Origin of the sequence: Gallibacterium salpingitidis (genome assembly GCF_001678495.1) — a bacterium.
GTDB lineage: Bacteria > Pseudomonadota > Gammaproteobacteria > Enterobacterales > Pasteurellaceae > Gallibacterium > Gallibacterium salpingitidis.
The window spans coordinates 40870-59606 of the sequence record NZ_JTJL01000013.1 but is presented as its reverse complement, the minus strand read 5'-3'; the positions used below and the strand labels follow the sequence as shown (position 1 = coordinate 59606).

The 18737-nt window shown below is 30.9% G+C and carries 15 protein-coding genes; 7 read left to right on the top strand and 8 right to left on the bottom strand.

What is annotated here, in order from left to right:
• Positions 1-91: 91 nt before the first annotated feature.
• Genes QS62_RS04025 through QS62_RS04010 form a run of 4 tightly spaced genes read right to left on the bottom strand, consistent with a single transcriptional unit; the run spans position 92 to position 7002 of the window.
• Entirely contained in the window at positions 92-3706 is a 3615-nt protein-coding gene (locus QS62_RS04025) for a glycosyltransferase (protein ID WP_066106294.1), read from the bottom strand.
• Between the two features lies 1 nt (position 3707).
• The gene (locus tag QS62_RS04020; protein ID WP_082966128.1) at positions 3708-4982 is read right to left on the bottom strand and encodes an FkbM family methyltransferase; all 1275 of its coding nucleotides are present in this window, start codon (positions 4980-4982) and stop codon (positions 3708-3710) included.
• Entirely contained in the window at positions 4979-6214 is a 1236-nt protein-coding gene (locus tag QS62_RS04015) for an ABC transporter ATP-binding protein (protein ID WP_066106288.1), read from the bottom strand. The genes QS62_RS04020 and QS62_RS04015 overlap by 4 nt, the downstream gene beginning before the upstream one ends.
• Positions 6211-7002, bottom strand: coding sequence for an ABC transporter permease (locus QS62_RS04010; RefSeq protein WP_066106367.1), 792 nt, complete (start codon positions 7000-7002; stop codon positions 6211-6213). Before QS62_RS04010 ends, QS62_RS04015 begins: the two co-directional genes overlap by 4 nt.
• 282 nt (positions 7003-7284) lie before the next feature.
• Between QS62_RS04010 and QS62_RS04005 the strand changes: the two genes are divergently transcribed.
• The 7 genes from QS62_RS04005 (at position 7285) to QS62_RS03975 (ending at position 14931) form a co-directional block, all read left to right on the top strand.
• Positions 7285-8460 carry a glycosyltransferase family 4 protein gene (locus QS62_RS04005; protein ID WP_066106285.1) on the top strand — a complete coding sequence of 392 codons (1176 nt, stop codon included), beginning with the start codon at positions 7285-7287 and terminating at the stop codon, positions 8458-8460.
• Positions 8461-8462: 2 nt separating this feature from the next.
• Positions 8463-9554 carry a glycosyltransferase gene (locus QS62_RS04000; protein ID WP_066106281.1) on the top strand — a complete coding sequence of 364 codons (1092 nt, stop codon included), beginning with the start codon at positions 8463-8465 and terminating at the stop codon, positions 9552-9554.
• A gap of 109 nt (positions 9555-9663) precedes the next feature.
• The gene (locus tag QS62_RS03995; protein ID WP_066106278.1) at positions 9664-11055 is read left to right on the top strand and encodes a mannose-1-phosphate guanylyltransferase/mannose-6-phosphate isomerase; all 1392 of its coding nucleotides are present in this window, start codon (positions 9664-9666) and stop codon (positions 11053-11055) included.
• Positions 11056-11193: 138 nt separating this feature from the next.
• Entirely contained in the window at positions 11194-12624 is a 1431-nt protein-coding gene (gene wbaP / locus QS62_RS03990; protein ID WP_066106275.1) for an undecaprenyl-phosphate galactose phosphotransferase WbaP, read from the top strand.
• Positions 12625-12645: 21 nt separating this feature from the next.
• A complete protein-coding gene (locus tag QS62_RS03985; protein ID WP_197496259.1) occupies positions 12646-13218 on the top strand; it encodes a hypothetical protein in 573 nt (190 codons plus the stop codon).
• A 126-nt stretch (positions 13219-13344) separates the two neighbouring features.
• Positions 13345-13563 (top strand): translation initiation factor IF-1, encoded by a 219-nt coding sequence (gene infA, locus QS62_RS03980; protein WP_013746899.1) that lies wholly within the window; start codon positions 13345-13347, stop codon positions 13561-13563.
• Positions 13564-13662: 99 nt separating this feature from the next.
• The gene (locus tag QS62_RS03975) at positions 13663-14931 is read left to right on the top strand and encodes an O-antigen ligase family protein (RefSeq protein ID WP_082966127.1); all 1269 of its coding nucleotides are present in this window, start codon (positions 13663-13665) and stop codon (positions 14929-14931) included.
• 220 nt (positions 14932-15151) lie between these two features.
• Here the strand turns inward: QS62_RS03975 and QS62_RS11975 are convergent, their stop codons facing one another.
• The 4 genes from QS62_RS11975 to bioB form a co-directional block, all read right to left on the bottom strand.
• On the bottom strand, positions 15152-15322 hold the full coding sequence (locus QS62_RS11975) for a hypothetical protein (RefSeq protein ID WP_156550049.1): 171 nt from the start codon (positions 15320-15322) through the stop codon (positions 15152-15154).
• Positions 15323-15331: 9 nt separating this feature from the next.
• The gene (locus QS62_RS03970; protein WP_066106272.1) at positions 15332-16204 is read right to left on the bottom strand and encodes a VirK/YbjX family protein; all 873 of its coding nucleotides are present in this window, start codon (positions 16202-16204) and stop codon (positions 15332-15334) included.
• A gap of 163 nt (positions 16205-16367) precedes the next feature.
• Positions 16368-17483: a protein adenylyltransferase Fic gene (gene fic, locus QS62_RS03965; RefSeq protein ID WP_066106269.1), complete on the bottom strand. Its 1116-nt coding sequence runs from the start codon at positions 17481-17483 to the stop codon at positions 16368-16370.
• 185 nt (positions 17484-17668) lie between these two features.
• Positions 17669-18679 carry a biotin synthase BioB gene (gene bioB, locus QS62_RS03960; RefSeq protein WP_066106264.1) on the bottom strand — a complete coding sequence of 337 codons (1011 nt, stop codon included), beginning with the start codon at positions 18677-18679 and terminating at the stop codon, positions 17669-17671.
• Positions 18680-18737 lie beyond the last annotated feature (58 nt).

The following is an 18737-nucleotide window of genomic DNA, read 5'->3' as shown; positions in this document are numbered from 1 at the left end:
ATATATACCAAATTTTTAGTATCTTTCTTATTCTCAACTTCCTCTTTCGATTGCACATAACTCTTACTTATTAAAAATATTAAATATTTTATTAAGAATTGATCAATAAACTTTCACATATATTTTCAAGTCTTTTTGCAACAATATCATAATAACAATACTCTCGCCATTTATATGCTCTATCTAATATATATTGTGCATTATTATTATTTCTTTTTATATCATCTAATACTTTAATAATACTATCAGCAATCTCCAATGGTGAACAACCTATAGTTTTAAAAACACTATCTCCTAAGTCTTCAAAAATATTGAGTGGTGTAACCATCACTGGTTTTCCAGTAGAAAGACCATATCTAACAGCCGCACTTGATGATTCATTTGTATTTTGATGCGCAAATACAATCAAATCAGATTGCCCCAATAACTCTAAACTTTGCTTATCTTCCAGAAAATTACTGTTTAATGTCACGAATCTATCAAGTGAATATTCCTTGATGTTCTTTCGTATATCTTGTATTAATTGTTTTGATTCTGGAATATCATATTCAGCATTTATTAAATTTAATCTAATATTATATCCCCTCTGGTGTAAGATATACACAGCATCTAATAGCTCTAATAATCCTTTATGTGGTAAGCAGAAACCATAAGATGAAATTATAGGTATGTCATTATCATTAAGTTTTATATTTTTGGATAATCTCAAAACTCCATGAGGAAAAATAGCAACATTACTAACTAAATTAATTTTTTTGAGATTATTCAGATCAGATACCGAATGTACTAATAATCTATCACATACTCTTAATGCATCTTTTATATGGTATAGTTGAAAATTCTTAGAAGGTTCTTTTCCTACAGGATCAACTGTAGAATGCATCATCATAATAACAATCAACCCTTGTTTTTTGCACTTAAATATAAACTCACTCAACTCCTCATGGTTAAAAAAACCATAATTAAACTGAATTACAATAACATTAATATCTAATTGCTCAATATATTTATCAATATGATTGAAATTGTTATATTCTTTACCAATACTCCAACACCTATACACATTCTTTTCATCCACACCTATAATATTCTGTACATTTGGAGCAAAAATAGAAATTTTTGATTTTTTCATATTATTAATCAAATGGCTAGAATAAGTTGCAATACCACATTTTGTATTCCAAGTTGTAATCCAACCAATATTTATATCTGTTTCATCAAAAAAATTATGATTAATATACTCTATGCTATGGATAAAATTATTTCCAACATCCTCCCATTTAAATTTAGAAATTAATAAGTCTCTTCCATTCTTAGCCATTAATTCTCTATCTTTCTTATTAGTTAAAAATGCTAATCTAAGTTTAGCCGAAAGATCTTTAATATTAATTTTAGCCCAAACAGAACCAAATAAATTAAAATGAGTTTTAGCATATTCAAATTCATAATCAACCAACCATGAATTATTATCATTACAAAAATCTAATTGTCCTCCCCAGTTAGTAGTAATGACAGGTAGGCCACTTAGCATTGCTTCCGCCATTGGTAATCCAAATCCTTCCGCTTTACTAGGTGCGACAAGTACATCACATTGTTCATATAAAGATTTTAGAGAAGAATCACTTAAATCTTCATCTATTACAATAACTTCTGGATATTTTTCGTTTCTAATTTTCTGCTCAGAAATTAAAGTTAATACATTATTATGCGGATTCGGAAAAGTCTTAATAATCAATGATACATCATCATGAATAGAAAAAGCTTGACCATATGCTTCTAAAAGTTCATCAACCCCTTTTCTTGGGAAACAAGATGACACATGTAAAAATCTAAATCCTTTAGCACTTAATTTATAATTATTATTAGAAATGACTGTTTTCCAATGAGACGTACCATCATAAATTACTGGTAAATACACTTTCACCCCATTATCAATGAGAATTTTCCTCACATGATATGATGTACACCCAATACCATCTAAATTTAAATTAAAATCACTAACCCAATTTTGTGGAAACCCAGATTCTTCCCAAGCATAACAATGTAAAAAATTTATAAATCCTGTCATATCACTCACTCTTGGAGGATACAAGTTTCTACTCATTATTTCATACTTCTGATAAGCCTCATCAACAGCTCTTAAGTTCAATAATTCTATATCTTTATTCTTATCAAGAAATTCCTTATTTGGTGAAAAATCTCCTGGTCCTTCAGTAGAGTGTAATATTACGGTATGCCCTAAAGAATTGAGAGCTCTTGCAAACTCTCTATTTACTATTGCTAAACTATATGATGAATCAAAAGGACCTTCTAAACGTATCATATGTTTATTACTTGATTTATTCATGATACGTAGTGAAGTATTAAAATTAAAATCAATTACAGAAGCTATCTTACGTAAAGTATCATCATCACTACCTATAGCTAACATAGATATTTTATCTATGATAAAATCTAATGTAACTTGAATTTTATTAGGCTCATAATATATATTTTTCTCTATTATATTGATGACATTTTTAGCACTTATATCCCATGAAAATTTTTGTATTTGTTTTTTATTATGATTCTTAAGTTTTTCCCTTAATTTATCATCAATCAAAGCCTCAGAAATCTTATTTTTTATAGATAATGGATCATTGGGATCAAATAAAGCATCCTTACATCCTATTACTTCCGGAATACTCGTTGTATTTGATCCTATTACAATTGCACCACAACTCATAGCTTCTAAGACAGGAAGTCCAAAACCTTCATGCAAAGAAGGAAAAACAAACAAATCACAATTAGAATAAAGAGCTACTAATTCACTGTCAGTCACATAACCTGTAATAATAAATTGATCTTCATTTATGAAAGCTTTCTTCGCAAAATTTAATAGGATATTCCTATGATAATCGTCTATCTTACTTACTATCACCAGTTTATATCTACTCTTGATATCATCTTCTAACATCCCATATGCACTAATAAGATTTTCAAAATTTTTTCTTATATCAAAACCGCCTGGTGCATACATTATAAATTTACTATCTACATTATATTTATGTAAGATTTCTGTACTCTTATTTTCAGATACAGATGTTTTAATAAATTTTTCATCAATTGAAGATGATATATTATAAATTCTATTAGGTTCTATACTTAAATAATTTATAGCTTCATTTCTTGAACTTTCTGAGATAGCAAATAATATATCTGCCTTTTTCAAATATTCAATCTTAGATAGATAATAATCCGAATAAACCTCATCTCCTTCTAAATATATATTGCTATTTATGTATGGTATGAGATCATATAATATAACCCCTGTCTTTATACTCAGATCAATTTTTTTAATACTAGTAATAGCATCATCAATATGACCTTCAAAAAGACTGGTAAGGATTACTAAATCCGGTTCTAAGCTAGCCAAAAATAGTTCTCTAATTAATTCTGATATATTTCTTCTATCCTCATTATTCTTATCATTACCTCTCACTGGACCTATAGCATTCCAAACTTTAATATTCTCTTCTGGTAATAGATTTCTTAATTCATCTTTAATATGCTTAATTGTATCTGGAAATAAATTAGATAAAGCTACTATAATATTATGAGTAGTATTATTCCTAATGATTGCTTTTACTAAAGACATAGAATATCTACCAATACCTCTAAATCTACTTTCAGTTTGCATGCCTTGTAAATCTATAACTATTCTCATTTTAGTTCTTTTCCTTATTTTCTACTTCTCTTTTTAATCTAAAATATATTCTTCTTGCTCTAGGTGATAAATCGCATTCTGTTATAATACTTATATTATTATCACTATTAGCATCAGCATCATTTTTATATATAACAACATTATTATTATTCAATAGTTTATTTATATAATATTTTACAATAGGAAATTTATTTAAGAATTTTGATAGCATTTTTTCTGCAATAGGATGTTCTTTGAAAAAAAACTTTAGATGAGATAAAGCCTTTATTATTATCCTTCTCGGCCTACTTGTAGGGGAAAATGTGATCCAGTGATATCCCCCTATATATAGCCATCTTATAAATTTACGCAATATTCTAAAAGGTTTCATTATTTTCCAAGAATTACTATTAATAACATTATTATATAAGGTTTCTACCTCAAAAAACTGCTTAAGAAGTGCTTCATTTCTCTCAGTAAGTTTTTGAAACTCAAGATTTAATGTCGTATGCTCTTGATTCAATTTAGACAAATTTACTGTTAATGTTGATATTTCTTGATTAAGTTCTTCATTTTTAGTACTTAGTTCTAAAGCTAAAACATTCGAATTATACTGTTCATTTCTAATAAAACCATCAAAAACATTCGGTGGATATTTAAATGCCTTTTCTAGTTCACTATGTTCATTTGCCACATAAAATCTATTTAAACCATCTGCATAAACAAAACTATAATTAGCTTCCAATAATATATATTCCCATGTTTCATGATTCTCTGTTTGCGTCAATGGGAGAGTTGCTTCTACAACTACTACCCATGGTCTAAAACGTGACCAATCATTACTTAATAATGCTTGTTTTTCATATCCTTCAATATCTACTTTTAAAAAATGTATGTCATTTTCAGGACGATATTCGGACAAGATAGCAGACAACGTTTTGACTTGCACATTTGTTTCATGAGAATGAAACCCACCATGCTCATGAGTATTAATAATGTTTGAGTCTAAAGATGATAACCCAGTATCTTCTATGATATTAAAATTTGAAATCGACTCCTCATTGCTAACAGCAACCATGAGATTAATATCTCTGTCTCTCAATGCAAAATACTGGTTTATGAAATTTGGATTCGGTTCTATATTTATACCATTCCACCCATTATCGTAAAATAATTTTGTAACTGAATCTTTTTCCGGCCATGCGGCTCCAACATCAACATAAAACCCATTTTTAATATTTTTTAATGCACGCCAAAGCATTACATCTTCAAAATTTTGTGCATAACTGATCATCATATTATCCTATTAATTTCTATTTTAGGTTCATTCCACATCAAGCCAGCAAATTGATTTTTATTAATGTTGATAACAGAAAACATTAATGCCATATCTCTCCATTCATAATTTGCTGTTAAGTGGGTATCTTTATCCACTAATGCCGTTTGTATTGAATAACTTCCTAGACCAAAATTAGCTGGGAAATTAATATTAAACTCATATAGTTCATTTTTACGTACATTATGTAAAACTTGCTTCATTAAATATGTATTAGTACCAAAAATAACTTGTCCAAGACGATCTTTAATACCATATCCAAGCACTAATGTTGGTAAATCTTCCCTAACTTCTACTATTATTTTCAGCATAACATCATCGCCAACGCCAACTGTTTCAACAATATCTCCATATTTATCTCTCAATGAGATCTCTTTTACTGTTGCCTCTCCAGTTCCTGATATTGTTGCAATTGAGCCATTGCTTAATTTTTCCTGCTTAATATTACTAGTGGACTCTGATTTCTGTGCAATCAGAGCATTATAATAATCGGTTACCTCTTCTGGTTCCCCATCTTTAATAACTATTCCTTTGTCTAAAAGAATAGCCCTATCACAAAGTGATAAAATAGCCGCTTTATCATGTGAAACAAATAACAAGCTTGTTCCTTGCTCTCTAAATTCCCTAATTTTTTCAAAACTTTTGTGTTGAAAATAAGCATCTCCTACAGATAACGCTTCATCAACTATAAGTATTTCTGGCCTAAATGCTGTTGCTACAGCAAAAGCAACTCTTACTTGCATACCACTACTATATAATCGAACAGGTTGATCAAAATATTCTCCTATTTCAGCAAACTCTTCAATATCATTTATGACTTGATCTACATTTTCATATGTATACCCCATAAGACCTGCCGAATGATAAACATTTTGCCTTCCGGTTAAATCAGGATGAAAACCCATACCTAATTCTAATATTGCTGATATTTTTCCATTTACTGAAATTTTTCCTGTTGTAGGCTTTAATGTACCAGTGATTATTTTTAGTAATGTACTTTTCCCTGCACCATTTTGCCCAATAATGCCTACAGCTTCTCCTGGTTTAATAGAAAAATTAATATTTTTTAAAGTCCAAGTTTCATTTTTTGCATTCGTATTTATCCCAAACCAAGATAAAATTCTATAGAATTCATTTCTATATGTTCTATATGCCTTTCCTATATTATGAACAGATAAAATAGTATCACTCATAGTACATCCGCCATATCTTCATTGCCTTTTATATACATAAATATTGCTAAGCAAACTGTTATTAAAGAAAAAATACTAGGATAAATTAAAAGAGAAAAATCAATATTTTTATCATAAACCATGACATTTTGATAATTTATTACTATCCCAACCATAGGATTGTAATAAAAAAGATGTCTATAACTTTCTGGTAACATATCTGCCACATAAACTACGGGCGTTAACCAAAACCAAAAATTAAGCAAAATGGAAACAATCTGTCCGACGTCTCTAATAAAAACATTGATAATTCCAAGCACCATACCAAACCCTACTGCTAATGCAATAGTCAAGCATAACAATAATGGCAACCAAAGAATATATATGGATGGGATATGTCCTAACAATCCAAATACTAAAAGAATAGCAAAAAACATCAATATATTATTGACAAGAGCGGAACCAATAGCAATCAGCGGTAATGTTATCTTTGGAAATGACATCTTTTTGATCAAATTACCATTATCAATAAAAATATTTAGACTTCGACCAAAAATTTCAGCAAATAATGACCAACACATTGTTCCAGCCATTAGATAAATTGCATAAGCATAACGATTATTGATGCCAGGAAGTTTGGCTGATAACACTGCTGACAAAACTAATGCATAAATTGCAACTTGCGCTAGTGGGTGGATAATCATCCAAACTCCCCCTAAGCGACTTCTAGCAAATCTGCTCTTAAATTCTGTTTTGATAGAACTTACTATAAAAAATCTATATGACCATATATTCTGCAAAAAACTCATTTTCACAATAATTCCAACTTTTTATCTCTAGTTTCTAAGCTTTAGAGCTAACTATGTGTAGATAAACATAGTTAACATGTGGATGATAACAGTAAAATTCCCGTATTATATACTGTAGTTTTTACGAATTCTATTTTTCGATTACCGTAAATCGGATATTTTATATTCACATAGTGAATAGATTGATGTAAGTGACTCCATTTCTAATTCTTTCTAGACTTTTATAATCACTTTAAGCTAAACTTCAAAAAATCACCTGTGTTGTGAGCAATAAATATTATTATGGAACATAAAATCATTGTTAACCTAAATACACTAAAACTTCCTTTGACAGGAATTGGCTATTATACATTCAACATTGTTAAATTTTTATTACAAAAAGATGTTATTATTGTTGGTATACGAAATAATCAAATCCTGACACAGCAACAAATAAACTCGTTAATTCATAGACTATCTTCAACGTCTGTTATTACTCATAATTTTAAACATAGTAATATAAAAAGCTTTATTATCAATTGTATTAAAAAAATGCCTAAAGTTTATTTGGTCAAACATAAGATAGAATCTATTATTTTAAACTTAAAGTTAAAATCTTATGCTGAAAACAATTTCATCTATTTCGAGCCAAATTTTGTTCCATTTAGTTATACAGGAAAAATAATTACTACTATCCACGATTTATCTTTTATTCATCATCCGGAGTTTCATCCTAAAGAACGAGTTAATTACTTGACTGCTCAACTTCCTAATATTATGAAGAATTCGACTAAAATCGTTGTTGATTCAGATACTATTCGTGAAAAACTTATTCATCTTTATCCCAGTTATAAAAATAAGATAATTACATTATATTTAGGTGTAAATCCTGATTTTTGTAGTAATAGAAGAGACGATATTCTATTATCAAAATTAAATTTGAAGGAAAAATCTTATATTTTAAGCGTTTGTACCTTAGAACCAAGAAAAAATCTTTTAAGTTTAGTAAAAGCATATAGACAACTGCCTGAACAAATTAAAAATAAATATCCTCTTGTTCTTGTTGGGCATAAGGGATGGAAAAATTCTGAATTGTTTTCTTATTTAGAAGAGTTAATTATAAAAAAGCAAGCAGTTATCACTGGTTATCTTTCAGACGAAGCTGTAAAAGTTATTTATTCTAGTGCAAAAGTATTCGTTTACCCTTCATTATATGAAGGTTTTGGTTTGCCAATTATTGAGGCTATGGCTAGCGGAACACCTGTAATCACCTCAAATTATGGAGCTATGGCAGAAGTAGCTGGAAATGCAGCTATGCTGGTGGATCCTTCTTCTATAGAACAAATCAGTTCTGCTATAATGCAGCTCCTAGAAGAAGAAAGCCTATATACAAACCTTGTACAATCTGGTTTAAACAGAGCGTCTTATTTTCATTGGGAAAAAACTGTCGATAATCTAATTTCTATTATGAATAACTGATCATGAAAATTGCAATAATACATCATTGGTTAATAAATATGAGAGGAGGAGAAAAAGTTCTTGAAGCATTATGTGAACTTTTCCCTGATGCCGATATATTCACTCATGTTTATCAAGCAAATAAATTTCAAAATTCTATAATTTCCAAACATAGAATTTATACTACTTTTATTGCTAAATTACCTTTTGCTACTAAGCTATATCAATCTTATCTTCCTATAATGCCATTAGCGCTAGAAGAGTTGGATTTATCTGAATATGAACTTATTATTTCTATTGAATCCGGCCCAGCTAAAGGTATTATTCCTGCTCCTGGTGTCCCTCATATTTGTTATTGCAATTCACCAATGCGATATGTCTGGGACATGTATGCTGGATATAAATTGAAAATGGGTAGATTTAAACGGTTCATTTCTGCGCCTTTATTCCATTACATCCGACGTTGGGATCAACTCACAAGTCAACAAGTAACTAGTTTTATTGCTAACAGTCATTTTATTTCTGATAGAATTAAAAGCTACTATGGTCGAACAAGTGAAGTAATTTATCCTCCTGTAAACATTGACGAATTTGAATTATCTGATCACAGCGAAGATTATTATTTAATGCTAGGACAACTTGTCAGTTATAAGAGAGTTGACTTAGCTGTCAATGCATTTAATCAAACAGGAAAAAAACTTATCATTATCGGAGAAGGTGAACAACTAGACACCTTGAAAAGTATAGCAAAACCAAATATTCAATTTTTAGGTTACCAACCAACTGCAAAAGTAAAAGAATATTTGATGAAATGCAAAGCATTAATTTTCCCAGGAATAGAAGATTTCGGTATAGTCCCAGTAGAGGCAATGGCATGTGGAAAACCGGTTATTGCTTTTGCTAAAGGAGGCGCGTTAGATTCTGTCATTAATGATGTAACAGGAATTCTGTTTCATCCGCAAACAGAAAATAGTTTAAATGATGCTGTTTTATACTTTGAAAAAAATATCGAGAAGTTTAATCCAAACGTAATTAGAAAACATGCATTATCTTTTTCTAAAGAAGCTTTTAAAATAAAAATACAAAATCACATTAATAATGTCATTAATCAATAATTTTAAATTACAAATAGATTAATAATACTAAGAAAATTTTAAATCTTGAATACTAATTTAATTATAAGTACAATTCGTTCGTTTTAAATTTTGAATGGAAATATTATTTATGTTTATCCCTGTTATTATGGCTGGAGGTTCAGGCTCCAGATTATGGCCTTTATCTCGTTCAATGTTCCCTAAACAATTTTTATCTTTAGATGATAAGAATTCTTTAACGATGCTACAGGCTACATTAGATCGTGTACAAAACATGTCAACATTAGATCCAATCATTATTACGAATGAGCAACATCAATTTATTACTGCTGAACAACTACGTGAATATGGCACAAAATCAAAAATTATTTTAGAACCTGTAGGACGGAATACAGCTCCAGCAATTGCATTAGCTGCATTTGAATCGATTAAAAATGGTGATGACCCTATCTTATTAGTATTAGCAGCAGATCATATTGTATTAAATAAAGAATCATTCCAACAATCTATCAAATATGCAATTCCACAAGCAGAACAAGGTAAATTAGTTACCTTTGGAATTGTACCTACGGCACCAGAAACTGGTTACGGTTATATACATAGAGGACAATTGATTTCAGAAGAAGCATATGAAGTTGAAGAGTTCGTTGAAAAGCCTAATCTAGAAATTGCAAAAGAGTATGTTGCTTCTAAAAATTATTATTGGAATAGTGGCTGTTTTATGTTCAAAGCTACTACTTATTTAGCTGAGTTAAAAAAATTCTCACCTGAAATTTACAACTCTTGTGAATTGGCATATCAAAAAACTACTTTCCAATCTGACTTCATCTTTATTAATAAAGAAGGATTTTTAAAATGCCCTAGTGATTCTGTTGACTACGCTGTTATGGAAAAAACAGATAAAGCTGTCGTTGTACCTATGGATGCTGGTTGGAGTGATGTTGGTTCTTGGTCTGCTCTTTGGGAAGTCTCAGATAAAGATAAAAATCAAAATGTGCATCGTGGTGATGTAATAACTAATAATTCATCTGGTTGTTATATATATGCACCAAATAAACTTGTTGCTGCAGTAGGACTTGAAAATATTGTTATTGTAGATACTAAAGATGCAGTTTTAGTCGCAGACAGATCAAAAGTACAAGAAGTAAAACAAATTGTGGAAAAACTTAAAAGTGAAGATCGAAGAGAATATCTAGAACATCGGGAAGTCTATCGTCCTTGGGGAAAGGCTGATTCAATAGATAATGGTCATCGCTATAGAGTTAAACGTATCACAATAAAACCTGGTGAAAGTCAAAAAACTCAAATTCACTATCATAGGGCCGAGCATTGGATTGTAGTCGCTGGAACGGCAAAAGTTACAAAACATAACGAAGTCAGTTTATTAACAGAAAATCAATCTATTTATATTCCAGTAGGCGTGGAACACAAAATAGAAAATCCAGGGAAAATCCCATTAGAATTGATTGAAGTTCAATCTGGTAGCTATTTAAATGATGATGATATTGTAGTATGTGAATAAGAAACTGTTCATAGTTGTGAAACTAAATATATGATTTGGCAATAAGGTGATTATATATAATCACCTTTATATTATGTTCGATAAAACTAATTATTTGTTATTTTTAAATATGTTAAAAATATAACCTCTTATATAATTATGTATAGATTCTTTTCTCATAGATCTCTAATAATTTGTACAGATTTTGTACTTTTTTTATTGCCTTTTTTTATTTCTTGTTTCTTCTTCAGATTATCTGGAGTAGATATGTCAGCTTTTATACCAATATCTGACTTTTCTGAACGAGTAACTATCCATACATTCCTCGCTATTTTATGTGTTGCATGGTTCTGGTTTCGCTTGCGCCACTACACTTATAGAAAACCTTACTGGTCTGAGTTAAAAGAAATTATTCGTACACTACTGATTTTTGCTACGTTTGAACTAGCAATTATTGGTTTTTCTAAATTATTTTTCTCACGTTATTTCTTTGGAATAACATGGCTGATTACTCTAATACTTTTCCCATTAGGACGTTTTTTTCTAAAAAAATACTTAATAAAAACTGGGGTTTATTTAAAAGATACTGTCGTAATTGGTACTCATCAAAATGCATTAGATGCTTATAATGCTTTAATGAGTGAACCCTATTTAGGATTAAGAATAAAATATTTTGTCAATGTTAATGATTATGAAAACGAAACGGATATGATAAAAACTTTATCTGTTCCAATCATAAATGCACAACAAATTAACATTCTTGATCTTGTAGAGAATGAAACTACACAATTTATTATTGCATTAGAAGAACATGAATTAGAACAACTGGACTTATGGTTACGTTTTTTGTCCAAGAGTGGTTGTCGTTCTGTTTCAATCATACCAACTATGAGAGGTATTCCCCTCTATGGAACTGATATGTCTTTTTTATTCAGTTATGAAGTAATGCTATTACGCGTTCATAACAATTTAGCAAAATTATCGTCTAGAATTTTTAAACGGACTATAGATATTATTGGTTCTATTCTATTGATTATCATCTCATCACCATTACTGATTTTATTATATCTACTTATTGCAAAAGACGGCGGCCACGCAATATATGGACAAACTCGTATCGGTAGAAACAAAAAAGCATTCAAATGTTTAAAATTCCGCTCTATGGTTCTGAATTCACAAGAAGTTTTACAAGAATTACTGAGAAATGATCCTGCTGCAAAAGCTGAATGGGAGAAAGATTTTAAGCTAAAAAACGATCCTCGGATTACCAAAATAGGTAAATTTCTAAGGACTACTAGTTTAGACGAACTACCACAATTATTTAATGTTTTAAAAGGAGAAATGAGTTTAGTTGGCCCTAGACCCATTGTACGTAGTGAATTGATCCGATATAAAGATGATGTTGATTATTATCTAATGGCTAAACCAGGTATGACTGGTTTATGGCAAGTAAGTGGTAGAAACAATGTCGATTATAAAACCAGAGTATATTATGATGCATGGTATGTAAAAAACTGGTCTATCTGGAATGATATCGTTATCTTATTAAAAACAGTTAAAATTGTTTTTAATAAGACAGGAGCTTACTAATTTCTATTGAAGGAGTGTCAAATGTTACCAAGCACTATTCGAGCTATTCCTATTATTACTCTTTTCGTTTCAACTATTTCTGCTGCACAAACCGTCGATATTCAGTCATTATTTAATTCTGCAGTACAAGAAAACAGAGTTGGTTTAGCGAAAAAGACCAAACTCGTTGATGCTCGTCCAGCTAAATTAGATGAAGTTGTTGTAACTATTATTAAAAATGAAGGGAAGGAAACACAAAGTTCTCCAGCAAAAGCCGGTGATATGGTAGTGAAAAATCGTTGTCCGGAAACTGGTAATGAAGAAATCTTAGTATCAGCAAAAAAATTCGTACAGCGATATGAAGGACCACTAACAGATAAAAACCCTAATTTAAGTAATGAATGGCAAACTTATCGCCCTAAAGGCAATGAAATGGAATATTTCATAGTTACAGCCAAAGAAGGCCAATTTCAATTCATAGCACCATGGGGAGAAGAAATGAAAGCTTATCCTGGCGATGCTATTGTCAGAGTACCAACTGATCATAAAGATACTTATAGAATCGCAAAAGCTGCATTCAATTGTACTTATGAAATTATTCGACCAGCAAAATAAGAGAATTTAATCGCTCTCCCTTTTAGATTTTTCTTTTAATGTGTATAATTACGCGGTTTTAAGTAGCTACCGATGGTAGCTTTTTATTTGATTAATCCATTATTGTTGTTAACTTTTAGAGGAAACATGGCAAAAGAAGATAGTATTGAAATGCAAGGAACCATTTTAGAAACCTTGCCTAACACAATGTTCCGTGTTGAATTGGAAAACGGACATGTGGTAACAGCTCATATCTCAGGGAAAATGCGAAAAAACTACATTCGTATTTTGACAGGCGATAAAGTTACCGTTGAAATGACGCCTTATGATTTAAGCAAAGGTCGTATTGTTTTCCGTAGTCGTTAAACTGAAAATCACTCTCCTTGTAATTACTACAAGGAGAATATTTAATCTGAAGTCTTATCATTAGTAATAATTAAGTAATATATTCTTGAGTACTTTGCTATGAATCTTACGTATCATCACTACTTAAAAAATTTTTCAAATCTAGTTGTTTGTTACTTTTTTATTACTCTTGTTATTTTGCCTAAGGCTTATGGCGTAGGAATAATTTTACCTATTATTGCTATTTTTTTTATCTTTACTTCTCTAATCAAAGATAGAACTTTTCCTAAAATAAATCAGGACTATTATTATTTTTTATATCCTTTTATTATTTATTTTATTCTCTATATTTTTTGTATTCTATTTCATCAAGATTCTATTAAAGTTTTAGATGGACCAAGTCGAGCCTTATTTTTCTTATTAATATTTTTTATTCCATCTAATTACACTATTTCATTAAAAATATTATTATTTAGTATCCCATTTGGTGGAATTGCAACTGCTATTTATGCAGTTTATCAAAAATTTATTTTAAACTACGATCGAGCACTCTCTGATACTACCTATGTTATTCAATCTGGTGATATGTCTATGTCATTAGGTGTATTTAATTTGGTTTTGATGTTTTATTGCTGGCAAAAAAGACAATATTATTTAGCTTTATTTTGTGCATTTGGTTCTTTAGGCGGTATGCTAGGTAGCTTTCTCTCTGCCACTAGAGGTGGATGGTTGCTAATGCCTTTTATTGTAGTTATTTTGTTTTACTTAAACAGAAATTCTTTATCAAAAAAAATTATTATTGGTTTCTTAACTTCGTTAGTTCTTATTTTTATTACTTTATTATCTATTCCATCCACAAAAGTATTATCTCAAATTGAAAATGCACGTACTGAAATTAGAAATTTCGGACAAGAAGAAAATGCAGGTACATCTGTGGGAGCAAGACTGGAACTTTGGCAAGCTTCATTAATATCAATTCAAGAAAAACCAATTTTTGGTTGGGGACATGAAGGAGCAAAAGAACAACGTAAACTCCAAGGTTCACAGGGTATCCTTGCACAATATCCTGCTAGTTTAGGGCATGCCCATAATCAATATATTAATGATACTTTAGAACGAGGTGTTATTGGTCTATTTGCCTTATTAGGTATTTTTCTTTTACCTCTATGGCAATATTTTAAGGCTTATCGAGAAAATAACGATCATTTAGAAATTAAATTACTCGCCACTCTAGGTATTATTCATATTACATCAGTAATGTCTTATGGATTAACCCAAGTCTTTTTTGCCCACAATTCAGGCAATATGTTTTATTTCTTTTTGACAGTATTATTTTATGCAATGATTCTAAATTATAAAAATAATGTTATTAACCCCAAAAACATATAATCATTATTCAGTAGTAGTACAATTTAAAAATTGCGAAATAAATAAAAGTGATAGGAAGAATATTTAATGTAAACTGGCACTCTTCCTATCTACTCCTCCCCCCCCCCTCCTCATTGAAATCTAGATAACTTGATATTTGAAGTCAGGGGAATAAATTCGCTTAATATGAAAGATAGCAAGCCATTAATCCCTGAATGTCGAAATTGAACAATCCAAAGTATTAATGAATATTAAAAGTACGGCAACTCAATAACATACTTTCGTGATGTTTAAAATAAAAATCAATGACTTGTTGTTCAAATGTTTGAGTATATTTAATCCTAAAAAATCTGCCTTCTGTTTGTTGGATAATAAACCCTACTTTTAAGTACAGATCAATAAATCTAGGCATTGCTAACCTTTAAATAACTTTCAAACCTTTTCCTATGGCTTCAGATAAATCATTCAACATCGCATAACGTTTACGATACATTGAACGCTTATTGCTAGGAATATCTTCTAGCTTTTTCATTTCAATTTGCAGCGGTAGTTGCCAGTATTTTTGCAACTTTCCACCACTTTCTTGAAATATTACATCATAATTGACTACATAGCGCTTGTTGCGGAAAAAGCGAGATTTATTCTGATATTTTTGTGGAATACCTAACAGTTGCGAGTAACCCAAATGGATAGTGAGTGCTTTCATCGCTTCAATCATAAGATAGGCTGGGCGTAAACCATGACATTTTTTAGTTAACAGCTTAACAAATTCTTTTGAACCTTTGCAGTTTGCTCCTTGAATCACCGCTATCAATAACGCATTGTCCACCTTGCCAAAAGTGAGTAAATACATTAACTCATCACTTGGCTTATGGAGTAATTCCAATGCCCAGTAACCTTCCATTGGTTGATGATTATTTAGCGTCAAAATCAATTCGAAATCGGGGATCACTTCACCGAAGTTGATAGATTGCTCCCACAGTGGTTTCAACCCAAGTGAAGTAAATTTCTGTGGAAGAAAAGTAAGATTATCGCAAATTGTATCAAAACGTTGTTGTGTACTAAAACGCTTATCTAAAAAACGATGTGCCACAGGATAACTCCAGTCTGCACGAGGATTAAGTAACTCTACTAACCAAGAATGCTGATTAACAAACCGAGTAAACTTTTTAATGCTATGATAATGTATTAAGGTTCTCAGCTGAAAACGAAAACGTTTTAATCGGTAAGATTTATTTTCTCGATCAGGATAAATAGAAATTGGCTGCGGCCATTGATAATAATTATTCGACATAGCTATAATTTTTTTTCCAAAAAATTCCTATATTTTCTCATAAATCACCAAGAGTTGCATTTTTTTGTCCATTGGTTCGTTATAGAATAAATACATTTACTCACCAACGCACAAAATATTCATACGTTACCATCAGACAATGGCTTGAAAATATCATAATGTTTCAAGCTATGTTATAGGACGTAAACTGATTACTCTCTCCTCGCAATAACTCCATCAATTTTACGTGAATAAACAATTTATCTCTCCCTACAGTAATTTCTTCTAATACACCAATATCGCATAACTCTTTTAAATATTTTGAAGCTGTTTGGCGCTTAGCTATTCCAGCTTTCTCTAAATTTAATATTCGCGTATAGGGTTGTTCAAATAACAAATCTACCAATTCTCTTTGATAAATTTGTGGTAATCTATTCTGAATATAAATCTTTGTGTCTTCTAATAATGCTCTTATTGCTTCAATTTTTTTAACTGTCCAAATTGCAGTATCTTCAATTCCTTTTAAAATATAAATAATCCAATCTTGCCAATTATTATTTCTAGTAACATTCAATAACAAACGATAATAATCGCTTTTATTTTGGATAATATAACGACTTAAATAAAGAATTGGCAGGCTTAATAAGCCTTTATCAATCAATAATAAACTATTTAATATTCTTCCTGTTCTGCCATTTCCGTCAGTAAAAGGGTGAATTGCTTCAAATTGATAATGTGCAACTGCAAGTATAATTAGTGGATCAAGCACATCATTTTGGTGAATAAACTTTTCCCAATTAGCCAATTTATCTCGAATAAGTTGTTCACCAACTGGTGGCGTATAAATGGTTTCTCCTGTTAATCCATTACGCAATGCCGTACCACTTACTTTACGAATATCCATCTCTCTGCCTTTAATTTCACTACATACTAAGACAGCTGTTTTTGTACAAAGGGGTAATCTTTCTAAACTTTTGTATCCAGCAAATAGTGCTGTTCGATATTGTAAAGCCTCTTTTGTAGCAGGATCATGCTCCTCATGATCAAACTGCAAAGATTGAAACAACTTATCTGTTGTCGTCATAATATTTTCAATTTCACTACTCGCTTTCGCTTCCATAACTGGTAATGTATTAATCAGCATAGATTGATTAGGTATCAATTCTGCAGCTTGTTTTAACTCAGCTAATGCAGCTCTCGCTAAGATAGTTTGCTTTAAAATTTCTTTGGTTTCTAAATCTTCTGATGGCGGTAATTCAGGGAGTAAGTTATACGCAATTTCAGGATTCCAAGTTGTCATCTTTAAAAATTCCAATTTTTTAAACATATTTTCAGTATATGTTTATGCAATAAACATATCAACAAAATATGTTTAAATTTTTCGATTTTTTAAACATATTGTTTATATACCACCAAAAAAAACAACCTCACACTTAAACAGTATGAGGTTGTATAAAAGAATTAACTAATTGAAAAACTTAAAAATTATGCTTCATTTTCTTTTCTATTTTCCAATGTCTCCGGCACTAAATCCAACTTAGCCATTAACATTTGGTCGTGATCTTCTTCGTTATTGCCTGTTACCAATAACTTATCACCATAGAAAATGGAATTAGCGCCAGCCATAAAGCACATTGCTTGCATCGCCTCTGGCATTTTATGACGACCAGCAGAAAGGCGGACATAACTTCTTGGCATCGTAATACGAGCAACTGCAATCGTGCGTACAAACTCTGTCCAATCCAAATCTTCCGCTTCCATCATTGGTGTCCCTTCCACTTTCACCAACTGATTAATTGGCACAGATTCAGGTTGCGGATCGAGGTTCGCTAAGCTCGCAATTAATCCCGCACGCTCTTTGCGTGTCTCATTCATACCAACAATACCACCGCAACAAACTTTCAAACCTGCTTGGCGTACTTTACCTAAAGTACTAATACGATCTTCAAAACGGCGTGTACTAATTACATCGTGATAATGCTCTGGCGCCGTATCAATATTATGGTTGTAATAATCTAAACCTGCTTCTTTTAACTGTTCTGCCATACCATCTTGCAATAAACCAAAAGTACCACAAGTTTCTAACCCTAATTCCTTTACCGCTTTAATAATCGCAGAAACTTTTTCAATATCTTTTGGTTTCGGACCACGCCATGCTGCTCCCATACAAAAACGCCCTGCACCACGCTCTTTAGCAATTTTGGCTTTAGCGACAATATCCTCAATATCAAGTAGTTTTTCATTTTGTACCCCAGTTTGATAGCGTGCTGACTGAGGGCAATAACCACAATCTTCTGGGCAACCGCCAGTTTTAATCGACATTAAGGTAGAAAGTTGAATCGCTTGCGGATTGAAATTTTCACGATGGACTTGTGCTGCACGATAAACTAAATCAAGGAAAGGCGTTTCAAATAATGCTTCTACTTTACATACTGACCAATACTCTACTGTTGGATGTGGCGTAATAGAAGGCACTTGAATTGTAGTTGTTGTCATAACGTATCCTTTTGTTATTATCCTTATTAATCGCAAAGTTCAACTTTGCTAACAAAGT